The organism is Paralimibaculum aggregatum (assembly GCF_030270585.1).
In the GTDB taxonomy this organism is placed as follows: domain Bacteria; phylum Pseudomonadota; class Alphaproteobacteria; order Rhodobacterales; family Rhodobacteraceae; genus Thermohalobaculum; species Thermohalobaculum aggregatum.
In genome coordinates this window covers 26423-45239 of record NZ_BSYI01000018.1, presented here as the reverse complement: position 1 = coordinate 45239, position 18817 = coordinate 26423, and the positions used below count along the sequence as shown (strand labels likewise).

22 protein-coding genes are annotated in these 18817 nt (G+C 70.5%); 8 read left to right on the top strand and 14 right to left on the bottom strand.

What is annotated here, in order from left to right:
• Window positions 1-4: 4 nt before the first annotated feature.
• The 5 genes from QSJ97_RS12610 to QSJ97_RS12590 all read right to left on the bottom strand — a co-directional run bounded on the left by QSJ97_RS12610 (window position 5) and on the right by QSJ97_RS12590 (window position 4454).
• On the bottom strand, window positions 5-1321 hold the full coding sequence (locus tag QSJ97_RS12610) for an MFS transporter (protein WP_285672129.1): 1317 nt from the start codon (window positions 1319-1321) through the stop codon (window positions 5-7).
• Window positions 1322-1410: 89 nt separating this feature from the next.
• The gene (queA, locus tag QSJ97_RS12605; protein ID WP_285672128.1) at window positions 1411-2589 is read right to left on the bottom strand and encodes a tRNA preQ1(34) S-adenosylmethionine ribosyltransferase-isomerase QueA; all 1179 of its coding nucleotides are present in this window, start codon (window positions 2587-2589) and stop codon (window positions 1411-1413) included.
• A 125-nt stretch (window positions 2590-2714) separates the two neighbouring features.
• Window positions 2715-3281 carry a peptidylprolyl isomerase gene (locus QSJ97_RS12600; protein WP_285672127.1) on the bottom strand — a complete coding sequence of 189 codons (567 nt, stop codon included), beginning with the start codon at window positions 3279-3281 and terminating at the stop codon, window positions 2715-2717.
• A 136-nt stretch (window positions 3282-3417) separates the two neighbouring features.
• Window positions 3418-3921, bottom strand: a complete 504-nt coding sequence (gene coaD, locus QSJ97_RS12595; RefSeq protein WP_285672126.1) for a pantetheine-phosphate adenylyltransferase — start codon at window positions 3919-3921, stop codon at window positions 3418-3420.
• Between the two features lie 101 nt (window positions 3922-4022).
• Window positions 4023-4454, bottom strand: a complete 432-nt coding sequence (locus tag QSJ97_RS12590; protein WP_285672125.1) for a CBS domain-containing protein — start codon at window positions 4452-4454, stop codon at window positions 4023-4025.
• Window positions 4455-4604: 150 nt separating this feature from the next.
• Between QSJ97_RS12590 and QSJ97_RS12585 the strand changes: the two genes are divergently transcribed.
• The 3 genes from QSJ97_RS12585 to QSJ97_RS12575 all read left to right on the top strand — a co-directional run bounded on the left by QSJ97_RS12585 (window position 4605) and on the right by QSJ97_RS12575 (window position 6926).
• Window positions 4605-5288 (top strand): HAD-IA family hydrolase, encoded by a 684-nt coding sequence (locus tag QSJ97_RS12585; protein ID WP_285672124.1) that lies wholly within the window; start codon window positions 4605-4607, stop codon window positions 5286-5288.
• Window positions 5285-5986 (top strand): ATP12 family chaperone protein, encoded by a 702-nt coding sequence (locus tag QSJ97_RS12580; RefSeq protein ID WP_285672123.1) that lies wholly within the window; start codon window positions 5285-5287, stop codon window positions 5984-5986. The genes QSJ97_RS12585 and QSJ97_RS12580 overlap by 4 nt, the downstream gene beginning before the upstream one ends.
• A gap of 97 nt (window positions 5987-6083) precedes the next feature.
• Window positions 6084-6926, top strand: a complete 843-nt coding sequence (locus tag QSJ97_RS12575; protein ID WP_285672122.1) for an AraC family transcriptional regulator — start codon at window positions 6084-6086, stop codon at window positions 6924-6926.
• A 112-nt stretch (window positions 6927-7038) separates the two neighbouring features.
• Here the strand turns inward: QSJ97_RS12575 and QSJ97_RS12570 are convergent, their stop codons facing one another.
• From QSJ97_RS12570 to sdhC, 6 genes are all read right to left on the bottom strand, one after another.
• Window positions 7039-7818: a succinate dehydrogenase iron-sulfur subunit gene (locus QSJ97_RS12570; RefSeq protein WP_285672121.1), complete on the bottom strand. Its 780-nt coding sequence runs from the start codon at window positions 7816-7818 to the stop codon at window positions 7039-7041.
• A gap of 73 nt (window positions 7819-7891) precedes the next feature.
• Complete coding sequence (locus QSJ97_RS12565) at window positions 7892-8722, bottom strand: methyltransferase domain-containing protein (protein WP_285672120.1); 831 nt, start codon at window positions 8720-8722, stop codon at window positions 7892-7894.
• A gap of 33 nt (window positions 8723-8755) precedes the next feature.
• Window positions 8756-9406 carry a class I SAM-dependent methyltransferase gene (locus QSJ97_RS12560; RefSeq protein ID WP_285672119.1) on the bottom strand — a complete coding sequence of 217 codons (651 nt, stop codon included), beginning with the start codon at window positions 9404-9406 and terminating at the stop codon, window positions 8756-8758.
• Window positions 9406-11208, bottom strand: coding sequence for a succinate dehydrogenase flavoprotein subunit (gene sdhA / locus QSJ97_RS12555; RefSeq protein ID WP_285672118.1), 1803 nt, complete (start codon window positions 11206-11208; stop codon window positions 9406-9408). Before sdhA ends, QSJ97_RS12560 begins: the two co-directional genes overlap by 1 nt.
• Window positions 11209-11233: 25 nt before the next feature.
• Window positions 11234-11623: a succinate dehydrogenase, hydrophobic membrane anchor protein gene (gene sdhD / locus QSJ97_RS12550; protein WP_285672117.1), complete on the bottom strand. Its 390-nt coding sequence runs from the start codon at window positions 11621-11623 to the stop codon at window positions 11234-11236.
• A gap of 13 nt (window positions 11624-11636) precedes the next feature.
• Window positions 11637-12020 carry a succinate dehydrogenase, cytochrome b556 subunit gene (gene sdhC / locus QSJ97_RS12545; RefSeq protein WP_285672116.1) on the bottom strand — a complete coding sequence of 128 codons (384 nt, stop codon included), beginning with the start codon at window positions 12018-12020 and terminating at the stop codon, window positions 11637-11639.
• Window positions 12021-12276: 256 nt separating this feature from the next.
• On the opposite strand from sdhC, the gene QSJ97_RS12540 reads away from it, so the two are divergent.
• Genes QSJ97_RS12540 through QSJ97_RS12530 form a run of 3 tightly spaced genes read left to right on the top strand, consistent with a single transcriptional unit; the run spans window position 12277 to window position 14502 of the window.
• A complete protein-coding gene (locus QSJ97_RS12540) occupies window positions 12277-13035 on the top strand; it encodes a lysine/arginine/ornithine ABC transporter substrate-binding protein (protein WP_285672115.1) in 759 nt (252 codons plus the stop codon).
• Window positions 13036-13075: 40 nt separating this feature from the next.
• The gene (locus QSJ97_RS12535) at window positions 13076-13765 is read left to right on the top strand and encodes an ABC transporter permease (RefSeq protein WP_285672114.1); all 690 of its coding nucleotides are present in this window, start codon (window positions 13076-13078) and stop codon (window positions 13763-13765) included.
• Window positions 13756-14502, top strand: a complete 747-nt coding sequence (locus QSJ97_RS12530; RefSeq protein WP_285672113.1) for an ABC transporter permease — start codon at window positions 13756-13758, stop codon at window positions 14500-14502. Before QSJ97_RS12535 ends, QSJ97_RS12530 begins: the two co-directional genes overlap by 10 nt.
• 153 nt (window positions 14503-14655) lie before the next feature.
• Here QSJ97_RS12530 and QSJ97_RS12525 read toward each other — a convergent pair whose 3' ends face one another.
• The 3 genes from QSJ97_RS12525 to QSJ97_RS12515 form a co-directional block, all read right to left on the bottom strand.
• Window positions 14656-15732 (bottom strand): MaoC family dehydratase, encoded by a 1077-nt coding sequence (locus tag QSJ97_RS12525; RefSeq protein WP_285672112.1) that lies wholly within the window; start codon window positions 15730-15732, stop codon window positions 14656-14658.
• A gap of 92 nt (window positions 15733-15824) precedes the next feature.
• Window positions 15825-16400, bottom strand: coding sequence for an NnrU family protein (locus tag QSJ97_RS12520; RefSeq protein WP_285672111.1), 576 nt, complete (start codon window positions 16398-16400; stop codon window positions 15825-15827).
• Window positions 16401-16434: 34 nt separating this feature from the next.
• Window positions 16435-17331 carry an HpcH/HpaI aldolase/citrate lyase family protein gene (locus QSJ97_RS12515; protein WP_285672110.1) on the bottom strand — a complete coding sequence of 299 codons (897 nt, stop codon included), beginning with the start codon at window positions 17329-17331 and terminating at the stop codon, window positions 16435-16437.
• A gap of 130 nt (window positions 17332-17461) precedes the next feature.
• Between QSJ97_RS12515 and QSJ97_RS12510 the strand changes: the two genes are divergently transcribed.
• A complete protein-coding gene (locus QSJ97_RS12510) occupies window positions 17462-17938 on the top strand; it encodes a glyoxalase (RefSeq protein WP_285672109.1) in 477 nt (158 codons plus the stop codon).
• Between the two features lie 290 nt (window positions 17939-18228).
• Window positions 18229-18558 carry a hypothetical protein gene (locus tag QSJ97_RS12505; protein ID WP_285672108.1) on the top strand — a complete coding sequence of 110 codons (330 nt, stop codon included), beginning with the start codon at window positions 18229-18231 and terminating at the stop codon, window positions 18556-18558.
• Window positions 18559-18817: the final 259 nt, after the last annotated feature.

The window sequence follows — 18817 nt, the reverse complement described above, 5'->3', positions numbered from 1 at the left end:
GCGTCTAGCCTCCGTCGCGGCGCTCCGCCACCGTCCGTGGCTCGGCCGCCTCTTCCTCTTCCTCGGCGCGGGCCAGCGCCTCGGCCTCGGCCTGCTCGGCGACGATCTCCTGCGCATAGCTGCCGGCCACCGGGCCGGAGACCATCGCCATCGGCGCGATCGGCACGGTCTCGTCGACCGGCGTCGAGGGCCGCACGGTGCTGCGGTAGAGCGCGTAGAGCGCGATCCCGCCGAGAATGCCGCCGACGAAGATCATGAAGCTCGCAGGCCCTGCGATCTCCATGACATAGCCGACGAGGATCGGGGTGCCAACCGCGCCGAGCCCGTTCAGCATGATGAGGCCGCCGGCGGCGGAGGCCATCTCGTCATGCTCGAGGAAGTCGTTGGTATGTGCGATCAGCAGCGAGTAGAGCGGGTTAGCCATGCCGCCGATCACGAAGGCCGCGGCCACCAGGACCGTGAAGTTGCCGCCCGAGATCAGCGCGACCATCGAGGCAGCGGCGCCGATCGCGGTGCAGGAGATGATCAGCAGGCGGCGCTCCATCCGGTCCGACAGCCAGCCGATGGGATATTGCAGCAGCATGCCGCCGACATAGATCGCGCCGATGAAGATCGAGATCCGCTCGTTCGACAGCCCCATCTCGGTGGCGTAGACCGCACCCATGCCGAACAGGCAGGCGAAGACCCCGCCGAGCGCGACCGTGCCGACTACGCCGAGCGGCGAGGTGCGGTAGAGCGCGCCCAGCGACATCCGCTTGGTGGTCTCGAAGACCGGCACCGGCGTCGCCGAGAGCAGGATCGGCACCACCGCCACCGAGACCGAGACCGCCATCAGCACGAAGAGGTCGTAGCCCGCCGGATCGGCCAGGTTGAGTAGGCTCTGCGCCAGCACGATGCCCATCATCTGCACGATCAGATAGGCCGAGAGCACCTGGCCCCGATGGGCGTTGTCGGTGCTGTCGTTCAGCCAGCTCTCGGCGACGATATAGCAGCTCGACATGCAGAAGCCGACGAGGATGCGCATCAGCAGCCAGGCGATCGGGTCGACCAGCGCGGCATAGAGCACCATCGCCGCCGACATCAGCGAGGCCATCGCCGCGAAGACCCGGACATGGCCGACCCGCCGCAGCAGCCAGGGCGTGAGATGGGCGCCGAACAGGAAGCCGAGGAAATAGCCCGACATCACGAAGCCCATGGCGAGGTTGCCGAAGCCCTCGATCCCGCCGCGCACGCCGAGCGCCGTGCCCTGCAGACCGTTGCCGATCATCAGCAGGAACATGCCGAGCAGCAGTGGCGAGGCGTTGAAGTAGACGCGCGACATTTGGGCCTCCGTTGGGTTGCGCCCCTCCCTGCCAGAGCCGGCGCCGTCGAAACCGCCCAATTGCGCCAATCGGTGTCGCGACCAGACCGTTACGGTGACGTCTTCGCGACACGCCCCGGCGGAAGCCCCGGCAGCAGCAGCGAACTGTCGCCATAGGAGTAGAAGCGGTAGCACGCGGCGATGGCATGAGCATAGATCGCCTGCATCCGCTCGGTGCCCATCAGCGCCGCGGTCAGCATGAACAGCGTGGAGCGCGGCAGGTGGAAATTGGTCATCAGCCCGTCCACCGAGCGGATCGTCACGCCGGGATGCAGGAAGATGTCGGTCTCGCCGATGAAGGGGCGGATGCGGCCGCGCGCGTCGGCGGCGCTCTCGAGCAGGCGCAGCACCGTGGTGCCGACGGCGATGACGCGGCCGCCGGCGGCGCGCGCGGCATTGATCGCCGCCGCCGTGTCGGGGGTGATCTCGCCCCATTCGGCGTGCATCCGGTGCTCCTCGATGCGGCTCGCGGTCACCGGCAGGAAGGTGCCGGGGCCGACATGCAGCGTCAGCACCGCGCGGCCGATCCCGGCGGCATCGAGCGCGGCCAGCAGCGGCTCGTCGAAATGCAGCGAGGCGGTGGGGGCGGCGACCGCGCCCTCGCGGCGCGCGAGCACCGGCTGGTAGTCCTCCCGGTCCTGCGCATCCGCCGGGCGGCGCCGGGCGATATAGGGCGGCAGCGGCATCGCGCCCTCGGCGGCGATGGCGGCGTCGAGCTCGGCGCCGGCGCGGTCGAAGACCAGCACCGCCTCGGCGCCGGCGCGGGCCTCGACCGTGGCGGCGAGGCTGCCGAAGGCGATCCGGTCGCCGGGGGCGAGGCGCTTGGCGGGGCGGGCGAGCGCGGCCCATGCATCCGCGCGCAGGCGCCGGATCAGCGTCGCCTCGATGCGGGCGGTGCCCTCTCCGGGAGCGGCGCCGGCGCGGTGGCGGATGCCGGCGAGCTGTGCCGGGATCACGCGGGTGTCGTTGAAGACCAGCATGTCGCCGGGGGCGAGCAGGGCGGGCAGGTCGTGCACGTGGAGGTCGCGCGGCGGGCGGCCGCCGGGGCCGGCGCCCTCGGCCAGCAGCAGGCGCGAGGCGGGGCGCGGGCGCACCGGGCGGAGCGCGATCAGCTCCTCCGGCAGCGTGAAGTCGAAGGCGTCGAGATCGGTCCCCGTCCCGGTCGAGACCGGCGAGGCGGAAGAGGCACCGCCCGCGGGCGGTGCGTCGGGGCTCTCGGGCGCGGCCATGGCTGTCCTCCGGGCCGGGCGTGGAACGGCGCGTCAGCCTGCGCGGCACGGCCCCGGCAGGACCCGGACGGCGAAACCCTGCCATGCCGGACCCATGCCGAAGCCATATGCTGCGTTTCGGCCGATCAGTTGTCGGCGGCGACCGTCACCTTGACCATGCGGTCGGGATCGGGCACCGGCTCGCCGCGCTTGATCTTGTCGACATGCTCCATGCCGTCGATCACCTGGCCCCAGACGGTGTACTGCCCGTTGAGGAAGTGGCCCTCGGCGAACATGATGAAGAACTGGCTGTTGGCGCTGTTCGGGTCCTGGGTGCGCGCCATGCCGACCGCGCCGCGGTCGAAGGGCACCTTGGAGAATTCGGCCGGCAGGTCGGGCAGGTCGGAGCCGCCGGTGCCGGCGCGGCGCGCCTCGAAGCCGTCCTCCAGGTCGCCGAACTGCACGTCGCCGGTCTGGGCCATGAAGCCCTCGATCACGCGGTGGAAGGCGACGTTGTCGTACTGGCCGGAGCGGGCGAGCTCCTTGATCCGCGCGACATGCTCGGGCGCAACATCCGGCAGCATCTCGATATAGACCGGCCCGCTCTCGAGCTCGATCACCAGGGTGTTCTCCGGGTCCTTGATATCCACGGCGCTTGCCTCCGTCAGGCTGAGGGTGAGGAGGGCGACGGCGAGGCCGAGTTTCTTCAGCATGGTTGCGTTCCTCCGGTGGGTGGGTCGGGCGAGCCCTAACCGAGACCGTGCGCGCCGTCAAACGCGCACACGCCGAACGCGCATCACGAAGCGCGCAGCGCCGGCCGCGGGCCTATGCCGCGCGGCCGGCGGCGGCTCAGCCGGCCTTGCGGTGGAGCTTGTGGCGCAGCTCGCCGACCACGCGCTCCGGGACGAAACGGGAGACATCGCCGCCCATCCGCGCGATCTCCTTCACCAGCTTCGAGGCGATCGCCTGATGCTGCGCATCGGCCATCAGGAACACCATCTCGATCTCGTCGTTCAGCGCCCGGTTCATGCCGACCATCTGGAACTCGTACTCGAAGTCCGAGACCGCGCGCAGCCCGCGCACGATGACCTGCGCGCCGACCTCCTCGGCGAACCGCATCAGCAGGTTCTCGAACGGATGGGCCTCGATCACCGTGCCGGTGGCCTCGGAGATCTTCGCGGTTTCCGCCTCCAGCAGCGCGACGCGCTCCTCCAGCGTGAAGAGCGGGCCCTTGTCGCGGTTGATCGCGACGCCGATCACCAGCTTGTCGACCAGCTTGGCGGCGCGCCGGATCACGTCGAGATGGCCGAAGGTAACGGGGTCGAACGTCCCCGGATAGAGCCCCACGCGCATGCCTGCCTCCCCTTGCCGCGACCGGACGCAACGGATCACCCCGGCAGCGCCCGGTCAAGCAAGAAAATGTCGCGCATGACGCGCGAAGCGGCGGCCCGGCCTCAGCCGTGCAGCATGTTCACCATCTGGATGTTCTCCTCCTCCATCTGCTTGATGCGGGCCTTCACCACATCGCCGATCGAGAGGATGCCGATCATCCGCCCCTCCTGCACCACGGGCATGTGGCGGAAGCGGCCGTTGGTCATGCTCTCCATCACCGAGAGCACGCTGTCGTTCGGTGCGCAGGTCTCGACCTTGGCGGTCATGTGCACCGAGACCGGAACATCGAGGCATTGCGGCCCGTCGCGGCCGAGCGCGCGCACGATGTCGCGCTCCGAGATGATGCCCGAGACGGTCGCGCCGTCGTTCGACACCACGAGCGCGCCGTAGCGCTTCTCGCCAAGCACCTTGGCCGCGTCCCTGAGCTGTGCGGCCGGCGCGATGGTCGCAACGTCCGAGGAGCCCTTCATCGACAGGATCTGCTTGACATTCATCGGTATCTTCCTCCGCTTGGCTGAAAAAATCGTGGGGGCTGCCCGGGGCTCTGTCAATGCCGTTTGATCTCTGGCATGAGGGGGCCGGCGCCCTGCCGCGGGCACTGTTGCGGCATTCGGGCAGGATCAGACGAACGGTTTCCGAACGCCATGCTCAAGCTCGTGATCTTCGATGTCGACGGTACCCTGGTCGACAGCCAGACCAGCATCACCGCCGCGATGGCGGGCGCCTTCGCGGCGATGGACCTGCCGGCGCCGCCGCGCGAGGCGGTGCTCGGCATCGTCGGGCTCTCGCTGCCCGAGGCGATGGCGGTGCTCTCGCCGGAGCTGCCGGAGCCGACCCGCATGGCGCTCGTGCAGCACTACAAGGACTGCTACCACGCCCAGCGCATCGCCGGAGGCGGCGAGGCCGAGGCCGCGTTCTACCCGGGCGCACGCGAGGCGATCGACCGGCTCGACGCCGCCGGCTACCTGCTCGGCATCGCCACCGGCAAGGCGCGCCGCGGGCTCGACCATATCCTCGGCACTCACGGGCTGGCCGGGCGCTTCCTCGCGACCCAGACCGCCGACGACGCGCCCTCCAAGCCCGCTCCGGCGATGGTGTTCAACTGCCTCGCCGCCACCGGCGTCGCGGCCGAGCATGCGGTGGTGGTGGGCGACACCGAATACGACATGGCGATGGCCCGGGCCGCCGGTGTCCGGGCACTCGGCGTCGGCTGGGGCTATCACCGGCCGGAGCGTCTGGTCCGGGGCGGCGCCGAGGCGGTGCTCGAGAGCTTCGACCGGCTCGACGGCGCGCTCGAGGCGCTCTGGGGCGAACGGGGGGTGGCATGAAGCGGTTCTGGAAGGCTGCCGGCGTCGTCGAGGCGGAGGGCGCGGGCTTCGGCGTCGCGCTCGACGGCCGCCCGCTCAACACGCCGGCCAGGGCTCCCGTGGCGGTGCCGTCCCGCGCCGTGGCGGCCGCGATGGCCGCGGAATGGGAGGCGGTGGGGGAGACGGTCGATCCGCGCGCCATGCCGGTGACCCGCGCGGTCAATGTCGCGATCGACCGGGTGGTGCCGGAGCGCGCGGCGATCGCCGCCCGCGTCGCCGGCTTCGGCGAGAGCGACCTGCTCTGCTACCGTGCGCCGCATCCGCCCGAGCTCGCCGAGCGGCAGGCCGCCGTCTGGGACCCGCTGCTGGCCTGGGCGGCCGAGGCCCATGGCGCCCGGCTCGTGCAAACCGTGGGGATCGTGCATGTCGCGCAGCCGCCGGAGGCGCTCGCCCGTCTCGCCGCGGCGGTGGAGGCGCGCGACCCCTGGGAACTCACCGCGCTGCACGAGCTGGTGACGCTGTCGGGCTCGCTGGTGATCGGGCTCGCGGTGCTCTCCGGCGATCTCGCCGCGCAGGATGCCTGGCATGCCAGCCGGGTCGACGAGGACTGGAACATCGAGCAGTGGGGCGAGGATGCCGAGGCGGCCGCCCATGCGGCCCGGCGCGAGGCGGATTTCCACGCTGCCGTGCGGCTCCTGCACCTGCTCGCCGAGGGCTGAGGGCCCAAGGCCGGAAGAGGGCAATCGCGGTCAAGCGGCGGCGCGGCGAATCGGGCACGCTGCCGTCATCGAGCCGAAGCCACCGGATGCCCGCCGCATGCAGATCGTCGCCCGCGCCCTCTGGTTCATCGAGACCAACCGCTGCCGACCGCTGACGCTGGCCGACATCGCCCGTGATGCCGGGGTCTCGCGCCACCATCTGGCGCGGAGCTTCCAGCGCGCCACCGGGCGGCCGGTGATGGGCTATCTCCGCGGCCGGCGCCTGGCCGAGGCGGCCCGCATGGTGGCCGGCGGCAGCGCGCGCCTCATCGAGGTGGCGCTGGAGAACGGCTACGGCTCGCACGAAGCCTTCACCCGGGCCTTCCGCCAGGAATTCGGCGTGCCGCCGGAGGCGGTGCGGGCGGCCCGGTCCACCGCAAGCCTCAGCATGCAGGAGCGCATCGCCATGCCGAACGACACCGCCCCCACCAACCTTCCCGAGCCGCGCATGGTCGAGGCCGGCCCCATCCATCTTGCCGGGCTGGAGGGCCGCTACACCGCCGCGACGCGGGCCACCATCCCGGCGCTCTGGCAGCGTTTCGGCGAGGTGGTGGACGAGATCCCCGGCCGCAGCGGCGCCGAGGTCTACGGCCTCTGCCGGGATTTCGACGGGGAAGGCGGCTTCGGCTACATGGCCGCGGTCGCGGTCACGGATCCGGGCGCGGTGCCGCCGGATTTCGCCACCGCGCGGCTGGCGACGGCGCGATACGCGGTCTTCGAGCACCGGGGGCAGGTCACCGAGATCCACCGCAGCTTCCGCGCGATCTTCGGCACATGGCTGCCGCGGTCGGGATTTGCCGCCGCGGGCCCGGAATTCGAGCGCTACGACGACCGCTTCGACCCGGGCACCGGCACCGGTCTGGTGGAGATCTGGGTGCCGGTCACGCCGAAGAGCGGCTGAGCCCGGCTGGCACGGCCGCGGGCCGGGCAGGGCTCCGGCGCGCTCCCGCGGGGAACCATCCCCCGCCGGGCATGCAGGGCCGCCGCCGCGCGCCCCGCCCGCGTCTCCGGGATCAGACCTGGCGCTCGACCATCATCTTCTTGATCTCGGCGATCGCCTTCGCCGGGTTCAGCCCCTTCGGGCAGGTCTTGGCGCAGTTCATGATGGTGTGGCAGCGATAGAGCCGGAACGGGTCCTCGAGATCGTCGAGCCGCTCGCCCGTGGCCTCGTCGCGGCTGTCGATCAGCCAGCGATAGGCATGCAGCAGCGCTGCCGGGCCGAGATAGCGGTCGCCGTTCCACCAGTAGCTCGGGCAGGAGGTCGAGCAGCAGGCGCACATCACGCACTCGTAGAGCCCGTCGAGCTTCGAGCGGTCCTCGATGGACTGGCGCCACTCCTTCTCGGGCGTCGGCGTCTCGGTCTTGAGATAGGGCTGCACCTCGGCGTGCTGGGCGTAGAAATGCGTCAGGTCCGGCACCAGGTCCTTCACCACCGGCATGTGCGGCAGCGGGTAGATCTTGATGACGCCCTTCACCTCGTCGAGGCCCTTGGTGCAGGCCAGCGTGTTGGTGCCGTCGATGTTCATCGCGCAGGAGCCGCAGATCCCCTCGCGGCAGGAGCGGCGGAAGGTCAGCGTCGGGTCGATCTCGTTCTTGATCTTGATGATCGCGTCGAGCAGCATCGGCCCGCAATCGGCGGCATCGATGAAATAGGTGTCGACGCGCGGCGTCTCGTCGCCGTCCGGATCATAGCGATAGACACGGATCTCGCGGAGGTCCTTGGCGTTCTCCGGCTTCGGCCAGGTCTTGCCGACGCGGATGCGCGAGTTCTTGGGGAGCGAGAATTCAACCATCGTTACCTCCGGGTCGCGTGGGATCTGTGGGGGCCCGGGCGGCGGCGTGCCGGGCGGGCATGTCTGGTATCGGTCACGGCGCGGCCTCCGGCCTGGCGGCGAGGAAGATCCGCTCGCCCCGGTGCAGCGCATGGGCTGAGACGTCCGGCTCGACCGCGGCGAACTCGCCGAGGCGAAAGCCGGCGGCGCGGACCCGGTCGCGGAGATCGCGGCCATAGAAGCGCCGGTGGTCGGCATCGCCATAGCGCAGCGCGCGGGTCTCGGCATCGAGGCCGGGCACCTCGTAGGTCTGCTCCCAGCCCTCGACCAGCGGCACCGTCAGCACCGCCAGCCCGCCCGGGCGCAGCACCCGGAACAGCTCGGCCAGCGCCCTGGCATCGTCCACATGCTCGAGCACGTGGTTGGCGATCACCATGTCGAGGCTGGCATCGGGCAGGGCGATCGCCTCGAGATCGAGGCGGAGATCGAAGGCATCGGTGATGTCGGCCGTGCGGTAGCGCGCGCCGCGGGCCTCCATCTCCGCCCGCACCCAGGGTTCGGCGGCGAAATGCAGCACCTCCGCGCCGGCGGGCAGGCGCATCTCGCGGTCGATCCAGAGCTTGAGCAGCCGGTGGCGGGGGCGGCTGTCGCATTGCGGGCACCAGATGCCGGGCTTCTGGCGCACCGGGGCGAAGCGCCCCTCATGGCCGCAGACCGGGCAACGCCGCACCGGCCCCTCGGCCGCCAGCCGCTCGAGATGGGCACGGGCACGGGCCTCGCGGAAGGCGAGGATCTCGGCGATCTCGGCGGCGCCGCGGCTGCCGGGGGCCGACCAGACGGGGCGGGCAGGGCCGGTGCGCGCGGCCTTGCCGGCCGGCTCGGGGCCGGGGCTCGCGGGCGCGGCGGTGGCGGTGTGCTCGTCCATGGGTCGGGTCGCGGTCCTGGTCAGCGGGCGGGCTCAGCCGCGCCGGTAGAGCGTGAAGAAGGCGAAGCTGCCCTCCGGCCAGGGGCCGGCATGGGGGTTCTCGAGACGCGCGGCACAGGTCCAGTCCGGCCGGTTGGCGGCGACCCAGGCGCTGTGGCGGCGATGGCGGACATGGCTGTCCGGCGTCTGCTCGTCATGGTCGGAGGCGTAGATCATCACATGCCCGCCGGCATGGTCGAAGAGATCGGCCATGTAGCGGTCGAAGACCTCGTCCTCCACCAGATGATAGATCACGTCGAGCGAGAGCGCGAGATCGTAAGTGCCTGAATAGGCGCCGCGATCCGCGGTCTCGAAGAAGTGCCGGCCGGGCAGGTGGCCGAGCTTCTCCCGGCAGAGCGCCACCGCCTTCGGCGAGATGTCGATGCCGGTATAGTCAGCGATCTCGAGCAGCGCCGCCTGGTTGCCGTCGCCGCAGCCGAACTCGATCGCGCGGGTCAGCCCGTGCTCGGCGACATGGGCGTTGATCGCGGCGGCCTTGTACTCGGCGAACTTGCCGTAGGAGCCGCTGCCGGAATTGCCGCCGCTGCGATAGCGCCCGTCCCAGTAGGCGGCGGAGGAGAACTCCCCCGCGCGTGCCGCCGGGCGTGGCCGCAGGCGCTCGACGATCCGGCCGAGCACCGACATCAGTAGACGCGCGCCTTGGGCGCGATGCGGGCCAGCGGGATGCCGCCCTCGTTCTCCGGCGTCAGCGGCTGCACCTTGACGGGCCGGTAGTCGAGCTTCACGTCGCCCTCGATCCAGGCGAGCGAATGCACGCGCCAGTTCTCGTCGTCGCGATCCGGGAAGTCCTCATGCGCATGGGCGCCGCGGCTCTCCTTGCGCGCCTCGGCCGAAAAGACGGTGGCCAGCGCCGAGGGCAGCAGGTTGGAGAGCTCGAGCGTCTCCATCAGGTCCGAGTTCCAGATCAGCGAGCGGTCGGTCACGCCGACATCGTCGAAGGCGGCGTCGACCTTGGAGACGCGCGCGCAGCCTTCCTTGAGCGATTTCGAGGTGCGGAAGACGGCGGCGTCCTCCTGCATCGCCTTCTGGAGGTTGAGGCGCAGCGTCGCCGTTGGCACCGCGCCCTTGGCATGGCGCAGGCGGTCGAAGCGGTCCATCGCCTCGTCGCAGGCGCGCATGTTCAGCGTCGGGTTCGGCGCATCGGGGTCGATCACCGCCGCGGCCCGGATCGCCGCGGCGCGGCCGAACACCACGAGATCGGTCAGCGAGTTGGAGCCGAGCCGGTTGGCGCCGTGCACGCTGGCGCAGGCCGCCTCGCCGCAGGCCATCAGGCCGGGCACCACGCGGTCCGGATCGTCCGCGGTGGGGGAGAGCACCTCGCCCCAGTAGTTCGTCGGGATGCCGCCCATGTTGTAGTGCACCGTCGGCAGCACCGGGATCGGCTCGCGGGTGAGATCGACGCCGGCGAAGATCCGCGCCGATTCCGAGATGCCCGGCAGGCGCAGCGCCAGCTGTTCCTGCGGCAGGTGGTTGAGATGCAGGAAGATGTGGTCCTTCTCCGGCCCGACACCGCGGCCCTCGCGGATCTCCATGGTCATGCAGCGCGAGACGACGTCGCGCGAGGCGAGATCCTTGTAGGTCGGCGCGTAGCGCTCCATGAAGCGCTCGCCCTCGGAGTTGGTGAGATAGCCGCCCTCGCCGCGGGCACCCTCGGTGATCAGGCAGCCGGCGCCGTAGATCCCGGTGGGGTGGAACTGGACGAACTCCATGTCCTGCAGCGGCAGGCCGGCGCGGGCCACCATGCCATTGCCGTCGCCGGTGCAGGTATGGGCCGAGGTGCAGGAGAAATAGGCCCGCCCGTAGCCGCCGGTGGCGAGCACCACGGTCTTGGCGGAGAAGCGGTGGAAGGTGCCGTCGTCGAGCTTCCAGGCGATGATGCCGGTGCAGGCGCCGTCGTCCGACATGATCAGGTCGGTGGCGAAATACTCGATGAAGAACTCGGCGTTCTCCTTCAGCGCCTGGCCGTAGAGGGTGTGCAGGATGGCGTGTCCGGTGCGATCGGCGGCGGCGCAGGTGCGCTGCACCGGCGGGCCCTCGCCGAACTCGGTGGTGTGGCCGCCGAAGGGGCGCTGGTAGATCTTGCCCGCCTCGGTCCGCGAGAACGGCACGCCGTAATGCTCGAGCTCGAGCACCGAGGCCGGGGCCTCGCGGGCGAGATATTCCATCGCGTCCATGTCGCCGAGCCAGTCGGAGCCCTTGATGGTGTCGTACATGTGCCACTGCCAGTCGTCCGGGCCCATGTTCTTCAGCGAGGCGGCGATGCCCCCCTGCGCCGCGACGGTGTGGCTGCGGGTCGGGAAGACCTTGGAGATGCAGGCGGTCTTGAGCCCGCGCTCGGCCATGCCGAGGGTGGCGCGCAGGCCGGCGCCGCCGGCGCCGACGACGACGACGTCATAGCTGTGATCGGTGAAATCGTAAGCGGCCATCTGGTCCTCTCTCGCAGGCGGAAGCTCAGGCGCCGGGCGCCGTGAACGCGATCTTCAGAAGCGCGAAGACCCCGGCGAAGCCGAGCGCCGCGCAGAACAGGGAATTGGCCACCAGCAGCCCGGTGCGCCAGCCCTTGGCGTGGACATAGTCCTCGATCACCACCTGCAAGCCCTGCGCGAGGTGATGGAAGCTGACCGCGACGAAGAGCGCGGCGACGATCGCGTGGAACGGGTTGGCATAGAGCGCGAGGACGGCGGCATGGCCCTCGCCCAGGGTCTGGGCGAAGGGCACGACCCAGAGCAGGCCCAGCGGCACCAGCGCCACCGAGGTGAGCCGGTGGGTCCACCAGTGATGCACGCCGGAACCGGCGGAGCCGAGACCCGTGACGCGGGCTTTCGCAGTGCGGTAGCTCATGGCTGGCGTCTCCTCAGGCGAGCAGGATCAGCAGGAGGGTGAGCGCGACCGAGGCCGCGACCGCGGCATAGCCCGTGGCCTGCGCGGTGGGGAGATCGAAACCGAGGCCGAGATCCCAGGCCAGGTGCCGGAGCCCGTTGGCCAGGTGATAGAACAGCGCCCAGGCGGAGCCGATCATCACCAGGGTGCCGATCCAGGAGGTCATCAGCCCGTCGACGAACGCGAAATAGTCCGGCCCCGTGGCGGCGGCGACCAGCCACCACACCACCAGCACCGCGCCGACCATCATCCCCGCGCCGGTGATCCGGTGGGTGATCGACAGCAGCATGGTCCACTGCATCCTGTAGACCTGAAGATGCGGCGACAGGGGCCTGCCGCCCCGATTCACATCGGCCATCCTTGCCTCCCGGTAGATTGCTGGCCGGGAGATTAGGATTCCGGCAGGGCTGTGGCTACCGGTGATTTGCCGCAGCAGCGAAAGGAGGGGTTGCCCCGGCTTCCGCGGGCCCGGGGCGAGGCCGCGGCGGGGTCTGCGGGGGGCGGCGCCCGGCCCCTCCGGTGCGGCTGGCGCGGCGTTTCCCTTGCCAACATCGTTGACGGCGGCGACGCGGGGTGCAGACTGTCGCGGAACGGTCATAACAGGGAGTTTTGCAATGACCCGTCTCCTCGCTGCCGCGCTTGTCGCGCTTGCTGCCGGACATGCCGCCGCCGCGGATCTCAGGATCTGCGTCGAGGGCGCCTACCCGCCGTTCTCCGAGGTGACGCCGGATGGCAATCTGGTCGGCTTCGACATCGACATCGCCGAGGCGCTCTGCTCGGAAATGGGCAAGAGCTGCGAAATGGTCCAGACCGAGTGGGACGGCATCATCCCGGCGCTGCTCGAGCGCAAGTGCGACGCCATCGTCGCCTCGATGTCGATCACCCCGGATCGCCAGAAGGTGATCGATTTCACCAAGAAGTATTACAACACCCCGGCCAAGTTCGCCGCCAAGGAAGGCGCCGGCTACGAGGCCACCGCCGAGGGCATGGCGGGCAAGACCGTGGGCGTGCAGCGCGGCACCATCCATCACGACTTCATGGAGGGCGAGTTCCCCGAGGCCGAGCTCAAGCTCTACGGCACCCAGGACGAGGCCTATCTCGATCTCCAGTCGGGCCGGGTCGATGCCATCATGGCCGACTCGGTGGTGATCGCCGAGGGCTTCCTGAAGACCGAGGCCGGCGCGGGGTTCGCCTTCTTCGGGCCGGGCTTCTCGGTGCCGGAATACCATGGCGAGGGCGTCGGCATCGGCCTGCGCAAGGATGATGACGATCTCGAGGCGGCCTTCAACGCGGCGATCGACGCGATCCGCGGCAACGGCACCTACGAGGCCATCCAGGGCAAGTATTTCGACTTCGACATCTATGGCGGCTGACCGCGGCATGGGGAGGCGAACCGGGGGGCGGGCCTGAGCCATGGGCACGCTCCTCGAATATGCGCCGCTGCTCGGCGAGGGCGCGCTGGTGACGATCTCGCTGGCGGTGCTCGCGCTGGTGCTGGCGACCGCGCTCGGCGTCGCCGGCTGCGCCGCCAAGCTCTCGCGCGGGCTTGCCTGGGAATGGCTGGCCGCGGTCTACACCACCATCGTCCGCGGCGTGCCCGATCTCGTCCTGATCCTGCTGATCTATTTCGGCGGCCAGCGGCTGGTGAACCAGATCGGCGGCGCGCTGGGGGCGGGCTATATCGAGGTCTCGGAATACTGGGCCGGGGTGATCTCGATCGGCTTCATCTACGGTGCCTATCTCACCGAGACCTTCCGGGGCGCCTACCAGTCGATCCCGCACGGGCAGGCGGAGGCGGCCAACGCGCTCGGCCTCTCGGCCTGGCAGCGGCTGCGGCTGGTGATGGCGCCGCAGGTGCTGCGGCTGGCGCTGCCGGGCTATGGCAATGTCTGGATGGTGCTGGTGAAGTCCACCGCCGTGGTCTCGGTGATCGGCCTGCATGATCTCGTCGGGCTGGCGGACAAGGCCGGCAAGGCGACCCGCGAGCCCTTCCTCTTCTTCCTCGCGGTGATCGCCGTCTATCTCGCGATCACCAGCGTCTCGAACTGGGGCCTCGCCCGGCTCGAGGCGCGCGTCAACAGGGGTCAGCCCGGATGGATCTGAGCCTGCCGCTCAAGCACTGGGACATGTTCGCCGCCGGCGTCTGGATGACGCTGCAGCTCACCTTCCTCGCGCTGGTGGTGGGCTTCTGCATCGCGCTGCCCTCGGCGCTGGCGCTCTGCCGGGGCTCGCGCTGGTCGCCGCTGATCCGGTCCTATGTCTACGTGTTCCGCGGCACGCCGCTGATCGTGCAGACCTACCTGATCTATTACGGCCTCGGGCAGTTCGAATGGGTGCGCGAGAGCGTGCTCTGGCCGCTGCTGCGCGAGGCCTGGTGGTGCGCGCTGATCGCCTTCTCGCTGAACTCCGGCGCCTATGCCACCGAGATCCTGCGCGGCGCCATCGCCACCACGCCGAAGGGCGAGCTGGAGGGCGGCCGCGCGCTCGGCCTTTCCGAGCCGCAGATCACCCGGCTGGTCCTGCTGCCCTCTGCGCTGCGCCGCGCGCTGCCGCAATACGGCAACGAGATCGTCTTCATGCTGCACGGGAGCGTGGTCGCCTCGGTGATCACCATCCAGGACATCCTCGGCGCCGGGCGCACGCTGAACGGGCGCTACTACGTGGCCTATGAGGGCTTCGTGACGGCGGCGCTGCTCTACATGGCGATCACCTTCGCCATCGTCTTCGTGTTCCGCCAGATCGAGCGGCACTATCTGCGCCACCTCAACATCCAGCCGGCGACGCGCAAGGGGATCGGGCCGACCGGGGTCGGTGCGCTCGACCCTGCCGCGGCGCGCTAGGGCCGCCGGCGCCAGGGCCGCAGGGCCCGTATCCTCGAACCGGTGTTCCGCGCCGGCCGCTTGTCGCGACGCCCAAGGCGGGCGCGGCGACGAGCGGCGATGCGGTGCTTCCGCCCCACGCCGCTCCGGGAAAACCCCCGTTCCGACAGGGGTTTATCGGGGCATGAACACCCAGTAGTCGAAGTCAAGCACCACGCCCTCGGCATATTTGCCGTCGGCATCGCGGAGCGGGAAATCCGCCGCCGGGCGGTTCTTCACAGCCACCGTGCGGATCCGCAGCGCACCGGCGGTCGGCTCGGTGGTCTCGGCCTTGTCGAGCACCTCGGACCAGGCATGGATGGTGTCGCCGGCGAAGCAGGGCGCGACATGGGTGCCGGCGTTGATCCCGGCGATCATCTGCGCATTGGCCAGGCCGTTGAAGCTCAGCGCCCGCGCCAGGCTGATGATGTGCCCGCCATAGATCAGCCGGGGCTGGCCGCCCCGGGCCGCGGTGGAGAAATGCACCTTGGCGGTGTTCTGCCAGAGGCGCGTGGCCATCATGTGCTCGGATTCCTCCATCGTCATGCAGTCGGCATGGTCGATCTTCTCGCCGACCTCGTAATCGGCCCAGAGATGCGGGCTGCCGGCGGCGGGCGCGTCATAGGCCCGGAAATGCATGTGGAAGGGCACGGCGAGATCCTCGGCGGTCAGCGCCGGGGCGAGCTCGGGCACCACCGGCTCGGGCGCCGGCGAGGCGGCGTCGCGCTTGCGCACCAGCACCCAGCGGACATAGCGCAGCACCGCCCGGCCGCGCTGGTTGAGCCCGGTGGTGCGCACCCAGACCACCCCGGCATCGCCCTTCGACGTCTCGCGCAGGCCGATCACCTCGGAGCTCGCCGAGAGCGTCTCGCCGGAATAGACCGGCGCTAGGAACCGCCCCTCGGCATAGCCGAGATTGGCGATCGCGTTGATCGAGATGTCCGGCACCGTCTTGCCGAACACCGTGTGGAAGGCGATCAGCTCCTCCACCGGGCGCCCCGGCAGGCCGCAGCCATGCGCCAGCACCTCCGAGGCATAGAGCGCGAAGCGCGTCGGGTAGAGCGCGGTGTAGAGCGCCACGTCGCCATCAGTGATGGTGCGCGGCGTGGCGTGCTGGATCACCTCGCCGAGGCGGTAGTCCTCGAAGAAGCGGCCCGGGTCGGTCTTGCCGGATTTCGCCCCGGCCGTCTTCGCCACATCGGTCTCGGTCATGTCGGTCTCCCTTCAGGCGGCCGGTCGGGCGCGGCCCCCGGCCCGCAATGGCGGACGGGCAGCGCGCATCGGCCGCGGGTTCTGCGAAAGCGTCAGGCCGGCGGTGAGCCGGCGAAGGGCCAGACGCCCAGATGGTTGTGCAGCCAGCCGATGCCGGCGACCAGCGCCAGCGCGACGACGATGTTGACCCCGTCCCAGATCCAGGAGCCCGGCGCCGGCTTCGGCCCCTTGCCGTCGCGCTTGTTGACGCCGATCATGGTCGCCACCGCCCAGGCCAGCAGCCCGCCGAAGAGCAGCACCGAGGCGAGATCGCCATTGGCGATCAGATGCGCCGTGGCCCAGATCTTGGTGGCGGTGAGCTGCGGATGGCGGATCCAGGCGCGCAGATGCCCGGGGATCGCGCCCGAGGCATAGATCGCCAGCGCGGCCAGCATCAGCAGGTTGTTGAGATGCACGGTCCAGGCCGGCGGCGTCCACAGCGCGACAAAATCCGCCCGCTGGTAGCCGAGCGCCATCAGCGCCACCGCCGCGATGATCGCGAGCGCTACCGCGCCCTTCACCGGCGTCTCGCCGAGCGATGCCGCCCAGCGTGCCCGCAGCCCCGGCGCAAAGACCTTGAGCCCGTGCGCCAGCGTCCAGAGGACCAGCCCCGCGATCAGCAGCGTCATGCCCGTACCCCTTCTTCCGGCCGGCGCAGCCGGCTCACTCCGCGGCCGCGGCCAGGTCGGCCTCCAGCGCGCCGATCATCTCGGCCTGCTCGAGCAGGCGCTTGGCGGTCTCGACATGCAGGTTCTCGACCAGCCGGCCGTCGACCACCGCGACCCCGCGGCCGGCCGCCTCGGCCTCGCGGAACGCCGCGACATAGCGCTTGGCGAGATCGATCTCCTCCGGCGAGGGCGCGAAGATCCGGTTGGTGACGTCGATCTGGCTCGGATGGATCAGCGTCTTGCCATCCATGCCGAATTCCTTGCCCTGGCGACAGCTCTGGGCCAGCGCCTCCTCGTCCTTGATCGCGTTGTAGACGCCGTCGAGGATCGCCAGCTTGTGGGCGCGCGCCGCCAGCAGGCAGAGCCCGAGCGCGGTGATCACCGGGGTGCGGGTCTCGGTGTGCTCGGCATGGAGTTCCTTGACCAGATCGTTGGTGCCCATCACCAGGCAGGCGAGGCGCGGATGGCTGGCCGCGATTTCCGGCGCGCGGAGCATGGCGAGCGGCGTTTCCATCATCGCCCAGATCGCCACCTTGTCGGAGGCGCCCAGCGTCGCCAGCCGCCGCGCCACATAGGTCACGGTGTCCGGGTCCTCGACCTTGGGGATCAGGATCGCGTCCGGCGCGACGAAGGCGGCCATCTCGAGATCCGCCTCGCCCCATTGCGTGTCGAGCCCGTTGATGCGGACGATCACCTCGCGCCTGCCGAAGCCCTTCTCGCGGACCGCCGCGGCCACCAGCGAGCGGGCGGTGTCCTTCTCGGCGATGGCGACGGCGTCCTCGAGATCGAGGATCAGCGCGTCGGCGGGCAGGGTCCTTGCCTTCTCGAGGGCGCGCTGGCGCGAGCCCGGCATGTAGAGGACAGAGCGGCGGGGACGCACGGGATGCTGCATGAATGGGCTCCGGCTTTCAGAATGCTGCGGCTGCGTTCTACGCTGCGATGCAATCTTGCGCAATGATCCTTGCGCCGCAGGGGCGGGCAGGGCACCACTTCGGGGTGGTGTGCGCAGGCCGGAGGACAGGATGGAGACGCGCGAGACCGATCCGGCGATCCCGCCCGAGGGCGCGGGCCGGCCCGATGCCGCCGCCTTCGGCCGGGCGATCCCGCCGGGGCTGGGGGTGAACCTGCTGGTCCGCGCGGTCGCCCCGGCGATGCGCTGGCAGGTGGCGGTGCTGGGCGCGCGGGTGCGCTACTGGGACGCGGATTTCGCGCTGCTGGAGGCGCAGGGCGCGGTCTGGATGCTGCACCGCGACGGGACCTATGCGCGGCACCCGCTGGCCGGCATCGCCGCCGGCGCGGAGGCGCGCGGCGCGGGGGCGGAGCTGCGCCTCTATGGCCGCGACCCGGATGCCGCGGAGGCGGCGGCCGAGGCGGTCTCGGGCACGCTCGGCGGCCTGGTGCTCGACGCCGCGGCAGACAAGCCGCACGGCGTGCGCGAGGTCTATCTGCTCGATCCCGAGGGCTATTGCTGGGTGCCGACGGCGCCGCTCCCCGGCTGATGCGGGCGAGGGCAGGGATTTCTTAACGATTTCATGGTGCTGTCCCGGTCGAGCGTGCCGATCTGCGCGGTTTTTAGCGATCTTTACCGGATCTTAGGGTTCTCCCAAGGCTGCGTTAACCATTCCGCCCCATGCTTGAGCGATCGACGGCACGACGGGTTCCCGTATCGCGCGGGGCACCGGCCGGGGCGGCAGCCCCCGCATCGGAAGCAGAGGCGCCCTCACGGCCTGCGGCCCGCGCATCCCTCTCCTTCCCTCCGCCGGCCCGGGCGCAGAAAGGTGATATGCAGATGAAACGCGCAGTCCGACCGACGATCAGCCTTCTGGCCACCCTCGGCCTCGCCGCCGCGCTCGGCGCGGCCACCGCGCCGCCGGCACAGGCGCAGCAGATGCGCTGCGGCCCGCGGGCCAAGATCGTCGCCCATCTCGAGAAGAAATACGGCGAGACGCGCCACTCCGTCGGCCTGCAGCAGGGCCGCGGGCTGGTCGAGGTCTATGCCAATGCCGATTCGGGGAGCTGGACGATCCTGCTCACCACGCCGCAGGGGCTCTCCTGCCTGATGGCGGCGGGCGATGCCTATCAGGCGATGGAGGCGAGCCTGGCCGACACGCCGGCCTGATCCGCGGCCTCGCTTGCGGCCCTGACGGCGCCGCCCGCCCGGGCGGCGCTCCGCCCCATGCCGCGCTTCGTCGCCGGTTCACGCGGAATTGCCGCCCTGCCGCCGGCTTGCACCGGCGCGGCGCGCTCCGCCCCGAAATCCCCGCTCCGACAGCATGAAATCCCGCGCGCGGGCGCGCGCGATGGCCCTGGGAGGCCCGGAATCGACGCTCTGCGGGCGCGTCACGACGCCGCCTGCCTTCCGGCAATGCTTGTCATCG

Excerpts from the sequence above, each read along its gene's own strand:
- QSJ97_RS12610 (WP_285672129.1), bottom strand. The coding sequence starts at position 1,321 with ATGTCGCGCGTCTACTTCAACGCCTCGCCACTGCTGCTCGGCATGTTC.
- queA (WP_285672128.1), bottom strand. The coding sequence starts at position 2,589 with ATGGCCGCGCCCGAGAGCCCCGACGCACCGCCCGCGGGCGGTGCCTCT.
- QSJ97_RS12600 (WP_285672127.1), bottom strand. The coding sequence starts at position 3,281 with ATGCTGAAGAAACTCGGCCTCGCCGTCGCCCTCCTCACCCTCAGCCTG.
- coaD (WP_285672126.1), bottom strand. The coding sequence starts at position 3,921 with ATGCGCGTGGGGCTCTATCCGGGGACGTTCGACCCCGTTACCTTCGGC.
- QSJ97_RS12590 (WP_285672125.1), bottom strand. The coding sequence starts at position 4,454 with ATGAATGTCAAGCAGATCCTGTCGATGAAGGGCTCCTCGGACGTTGCG.
- QSJ97_RS12585 (WP_285672124.1), top strand. The coding sequence starts at position 4,605 with ATGCTCAAGCTCGTGATCTTCGATGTCGACGGTACCCTGGTCGACAGC.
- QSJ97_RS12580 (WP_285672123.1), top strand. The coding sequence starts at position 5,285 with ATGAAGCGGTTCTGGAAGGCTGCCGGCGTCGTCGAGGCGGAGGGCGCG.
- QSJ97_RS12575 (WP_285672122.1), top strand. The coding sequence starts at position 6,084 with ATGCAGATCGTCGCCCGCGCCCTCTGGTTCATCGAGACCAACCGCTGC.
- QSJ97_RS12570 (WP_285672121.1), bottom strand. The coding sequence starts at position 7,818 with ATGGTTGAATTCTCGCTCCCCAAGAACTCGCGCATCCGCGTCGGCAAG.
- QSJ97_RS12565 (WP_285672120.1), bottom strand. The coding sequence starts at position 8,722 with ATGGACGAGCACACCGCCACCGCCGCGCCCGCGAGCCCCGGCCCCGAG.
- QSJ97_RS12560 (WP_285672119.1), bottom strand. The coding sequence starts at position 9,406 with ATGTCGGTGCTCGGCCGGATCGTCGAGCGCCTGCGGCCACGCCCGGCG.
- sdhA (WP_285672118.1), bottom strand. The coding sequence starts at position 11,208 with ATGGCCGCTTACGATTTCACCGATCACAGCTATGACGTCGTCGTCGTC.
- sdhD (WP_285672117.1), bottom strand. The coding sequence starts at position 11,623 with ATGAGCTACCGCACTGCGAAAGCCCGCGTCACGGGTCTCGGCTCCGCC.
- sdhC (WP_285672116.1), bottom strand. The coding sequence starts at position 12,020 with ATGGCCGATGTGAATCGGGGCGGCAGGCCCCTGTCGCCGCATCTTCAG.
- QSJ97_RS12540 (WP_285672115.1), top strand. The coding sequence starts at position 12,277 with ATGACCCGTCTCCTCGCTGCCGCGCTTGTCGCGCTTGCTGCCGGACAT.
- QSJ97_RS12535 (WP_285672114.1), top strand. The coding sequence starts at position 13,076 with ATGGGCACGCTCCTCGAATATGCGCCGCTGCTCGGCGAGGGCGCGCTG.
- QSJ97_RS12530 (WP_285672113.1), top strand. The coding sequence starts at position 13,756 with ATGGATCTGAGCCTGCCGCTCAAGCACTGGGACATGTTCGCCGCCGGC.
- QSJ97_RS12525 (WP_285672112.1), bottom strand. The coding sequence starts at position 15,732 with ATGACCGAGACCGATGTGGCGAAGACGGCCGGGGCGAAATCCGGCAAG.
- QSJ97_RS12520 (WP_285672111.1), bottom strand. The coding sequence starts at position 16,400 with ATGACGCTGCTGATCGCGGGGCTGGTCCTCTGGACGCTGGCGCACGGG.
- QSJ97_RS12515 (WP_285672110.1), bottom strand. The coding sequence starts at position 17,331 with ATGCAGCATCCCGTGCGTCCCCGCCGCTCTGTCCTCTACATGCCGGGC.
- QSJ97_RS12510 (WP_285672109.1), top strand. The coding sequence starts at position 17,462 with ATGGAGACGCGCGAGACCGATCCGGCGATCCCGCCCGAGGGCGCGGGC.
- QSJ97_RS12505 (WP_285672108.1), top strand. The coding sequence starts at position 18,229 with ATGAAACGCGCAGTCCGACCGACGATCAGCCTTCTGGCCACCCTCGGC.